This window comes from Rhodococcus sp. 7Tela_A2, from assembly GCF_049311045.1.
Taxonomy (GTDB): domain Bacteria; phylum Actinomycetota; class Actinomycetes; order Mycobacteriales; family Mycobacteriaceae; genus Rhodococcus.
The window spans coordinates 1-3896 of the sequence record NZ_JAXION010000194.1; the positions used below are offsets into that span (position 1 = coordinate 1).

Sequence of the window (3896 nt, forward strand, 5' to 3'; positions counted from 1 at the left end):
GATCGACTTCGATCCCACCGCGCTCGCGTCCGCCCGGGGTAAGGGTGCTCCAGCCGTGTCCGGAAGATGCTGGGAGTCCGGCGGTTCGGAGTCCCCCACGGACGCGTGACCCTTGGTAGGCTCGCCAACCAAGGTTAGCCTGAGCTACATTCTCAGAGCTTTGGTCGACGGACCTGGGCTCGCGCCCCCGAGTACGGAAGTTGAGTGATGACCGACCGATCCAGCGCTACCGCAGGTGATTCGGAGAATCCGGACGAACCTCGAGGGGACGTGTTCGACCTCGCCGGAATCGGCTTCGGCCCCGCCAACCTCGCTCTGGCCATCGCCATCGAGGAACACAACGCGACCGATCCGGACTCGCCGCTACGAGCCACGTTCTTCGAGCGGAGACAAGACTTCGCGTGGCACCCCGGGATGCTCCTCGAGGGCGCGACCATGCAGATCGCCTTTCCCAAGGATCTCGTCACCTTCCGGAACCCCACCAGCAGCTACAGCTTCTTCGCATACCTGCACGAGCGCGGGCGGCTCGCGGACTTCGTCAACCACCAGACGTTCTTTCCGACCCGGCACGAATTCCAGGATTACCTGCGGTGGGCCGCCGACCGTGTCACCGCGGACGTCCGGTACGGAACCGAGATCACTGCCGTCGAAGCGGTCCGTCACCACAACGGCACAGCCGATCTGTTCGCGATCCACGCAGTCGACGGCAGCGTGGTCCATGCGCGCAGCGTCGTGGTCGGTGTCGGACTCCGGGCGCAGATCCCGCCCTGGGCCACCGAATCGGCGCGGTGCTTTCACAACCACCAGTTCCTGTTCCACCTGGACACGATGCCCGAGCCGGCGCATCAGCGATTCGCCGTGGTCGGCGCGGGACAGAGCGCCGCGGAAGTGGTGCAATACCTGCACGCCCACTACCCGCAGGCCGAAGTCCACAGCATCTTCAACCGCTTCGGCTACAGCCCGGCCGACGACAGCCCGTACGCGAACCGGATCTTCGATCCCTCGTCTGTCGACGAACTCCACGGAGCGTCGCCCGCGGAGCGGGAGCGGGTGCTCACTCTTCATCGCGGCACCAACTACTCCGTCGTGGCCCCGGAACTCATCGAGGCGCTCTACGCCACCGAGTACCGGGAACGCGTCAGTGGGCGTCGCCGGCTGTTCATGCGCCGCGCCTCGGAAATCGTCTCCACGACGGAAAGCGCCGCGGGCATCGAGATCGACGTCCGGAACAACCTGGACGGTGCCGTCGAGACGCTGGTGTGCGACGCGGTGGTCCTGGCCACCGGTTTCGAGCCTGCGCCGCTCACTCCGCTCCTCGGCGACCTCGCGCCGGACGGGCCGGTATTGTCGGTCGACCGTGACTACCGGCTGCCGACGCCGGAGGACATCGATGCCGATATCTACCTGCAGGGCGGCACCGAGAAGACACACGGCCTGACCTCGTCGCTGTTGTCGAACGCGGCGGTACGAGCAGGAGAAATCCTGGCTTCCGTCCTCGGTCGCCGGGAACTGAAGATGTCCGGAGCCCTGGGTGTTGTCGGTGAACTTGATAGGATTCCGGACCATCACACCTACGCAACAAGTGAGGCGAGATGAGCACGAACCCATTTGACGACGAGGACGGCCGGTTCTACGTCCTCGTGAACGACGAGGAGCAGTACTCGCTGTGGCCGACCTTCTCCGAGGTTCCGCAGGGGTGGCGGGTGGTATTCGGCGAAGAGTCGCGTGCCGCGTGCGTCGAATACGTCGAGCAGAACTGGACCGATATGCGTCCGAAGAGCCTTCGCGATGCGATGGAAGCCGACGAAAAGGCTCGTCAGGGCTGACCCTTCGTCACGGCTGATACACCGAATACTTCTACATTCTGCGAGAGTCACGCCCGCGCCAACCGAGGCGCAGCGTGGCTCTCGTTGTTTCGGTTGCCGCGGCGTCGACAATCGGGATCGTGTCCGTGATGGGGATCGGGCCGGTCACCGGTGTCGGGGCCGGCCGGATCGCACGCTTCTTCTCCAGCCTGATCCGGGGGATCCGGCGCAACTGCGGGCGGCGCAGCGACCCGACCTTGAGGATACTTCGCGGGTTGCGGGTGCGACGCGCGAGCCACTCGCCGAGGGTGACTCCGGCCGCGAGTGCGCAGCCGATACCGAATGCCGCGAACAGCGCGGTCATGCCGATGCTCATCTCGTTGCGCAGCATCGCGTACAGACCGCGGTACAGGGCGAGACCGGGAAGCAGCGGAGTGATACCCGCGACCGCGACGACCAGCGGCGGGGTGAGGGCGCGGCGGGCCATCAGGCCACCCGCGAAGCCGATGACGGTGGCCGCCACCGCCGAGGAAATGATGGGACCGAGCGAGAGCCCGAGCGCCAGCTGATAGCCCAGGCTGCCGGCAGCTCCGGCCAGGGCCGCGACGGTGAGCGCGCGGCGCTCCGCGTAACACGCGAGTGCGTAGAACGCGGCGGCGGCGGCGCCGGCCAGGATCTTCGTCGGCAGCTGGGTGAGGTCCGGCAGTGCCCCGTAACTGATCAACGGCAGTTCGGCGCCGAACACCTCCGCGACGCGCAGGGTGGTCGCGACGCCGGCGATGATGCCGCCCGTCATCATGAGTACTTCGAAGAATCTGGCCGACGCCGTGATCGGGGCTCCGGTGATCGCATCCTGCACGGAACCCACCAGCGACAGACCGGACAACAGCACGGTGACGCCGGCGGCGATGATCAACCCTGGGGACACTTCGAAGCCGAGTGTTTCCCGTAGCCCGTACAACGTGATCGCCGGGGCGGTTGCGATGATGCCGCCTACGAGGTGCTGGAAGAAGAACGGCAGACCGGCGTGGTTGAGGGCGCGATTGACTCGGTCGATCACGAACGTCGATCCGAAGGCGACGAGAGCCACCAGGGCGTCGCCCCCGAGCAGTACCGAGATCGCCGCGGCCATCCCCGACCACGCGATCGTCGCGACCCAGCGGTTGTACGGGTGGGCCGCCGACGTGATCGCGAGCAGTTCCTCGTGTGCTTGCGCCGGGGAGATCGCGTCGCGGCGGATTCGGCGCGTCAACCGGTCGACCGCGGCCAGCCGCGTGAAGTCCATCGAGCGGTAGTGCACGACGCGCATCGTGCTCGCGGGCGGCATCGTCTGCCCGCGATAAGCGGACAGCACGATCGAGTTGTAGGTGACATCGACGTCGCACTGCGCGAGGCCGTAGGTCGCGGCGACGAACCGGACCTGCTCCGCGGTGTCGATCGCGCCCGTGCCGGACGCGAGCAGGACTTCGCCGACGCGGACCGCGACATCGAGCGCCTCGGCGACCACCGCGTCGTCGGTCAGGTCGATCGGCTGCAGCGGCGTGGGTGCTGCAGTGACCGCGTCGATGGTCGCGCGGCGCGTACCCAGGGTCCGGTCCAGGACATCGCCCAGCAGGCTCACTGACCGCCACCTCCGGTACGGGCGGAGACAGGTGGGGCGGTACGCATGCGTTCCACCGTAACGAAACGGGCGGTGTGCGCCGGAGGCGGGACGACCTATATGATGGGCGGCGTTCGCTGCCTCCTTAGCTCAGCGGTAGAGCACTCGCCTTGTAAGCGAGCGGTCAACGGTTCAATCCCGTTAGGGGGCTCGAGAGTAGGTCGATCTGCAGATAACTGCAGGTCGGCCTATTTTTTTCGACATGACGCCCGGCGGTCGCGGCAGGGCCGGCCTCGAGGTCGCCGGGGCTGCGAGTGCCTGCGCCCGGCGGAAGCGGCCCTTGGATCCGCACCCCGCTTCGACCACGCGCGGTGTGGGATCTCACAGCCCTGTCGGTGCTGCAAGACGACTCCGCCCCCCCCCCCCGGGGGGGGGGGGGGGCCCGGGGGTGGGGGGGGGGGGGGCCGGGGGCGCGCGTGCCGCGGGGCGGG

Annotated in this window: 3 protein-coding genes and 1 tRNA gene; 3 read left to right on the top strand and 1 reads right to left on the bottom strand. The window is 67.5% G+C overall.

The window, feature by feature from the left end:
• Nucleotides 1–207: 207 nt before the first annotated feature.
• Together TVH25_RS20955 and TVH25_RS20960 are read left to right on the top strand one after the other, a co-directional pair.
• Nucleotides 208–1596, top strand: a complete 1389-nt coding sequence (locus TVH25_RS20955; RefSeq protein WP_422425381.1) for a lysine N(6)-hydroxylase/L-ornithine N(5)-oxygenase family protein — start codon at nt 208–210, stop codon at nt 1594–1596.
• Nucleotides 1593–1826: an MbtH family protein gene (locus tag TVH25_RS20960; protein WP_072702139.1), complete on the top strand. Its 234-nt coding sequence runs from the start codon at nt 1593–1595 to the stop codon at nt 1824–1826. The genes TVH25_RS20955 and TVH25_RS20960 overlap by 4 nt, the downstream gene beginning before the upstream one ends.
• A gap of 31 nt (nt 1827–1857) precedes the next feature.
• Here TVH25_RS20960 and TVH25_RS20965 read toward each other — a convergent pair whose 3' ends face one another.
• Complete coding sequence (locus TVH25_RS20965; protein WP_422425382.1) at nt 1858–3426, bottom strand: threonine/serine ThrE exporter family protein; 1569 nt, start codon at nt 3424–3426, stop codon at nt 1858–1860.
• Nucleotides 3427–3544: 118 nt separating this feature from the next.
• On the opposite strand from TVH25_RS20965, the gene TVH25_RS20970 reads away from it, so the two are divergent.
• Nucleotides 3545–3616, top strand: a tRNA-Thr gene (locus TVH25_RS20970).
• Nucleotides 3617–3896 lie beyond the last annotated feature (280 nt).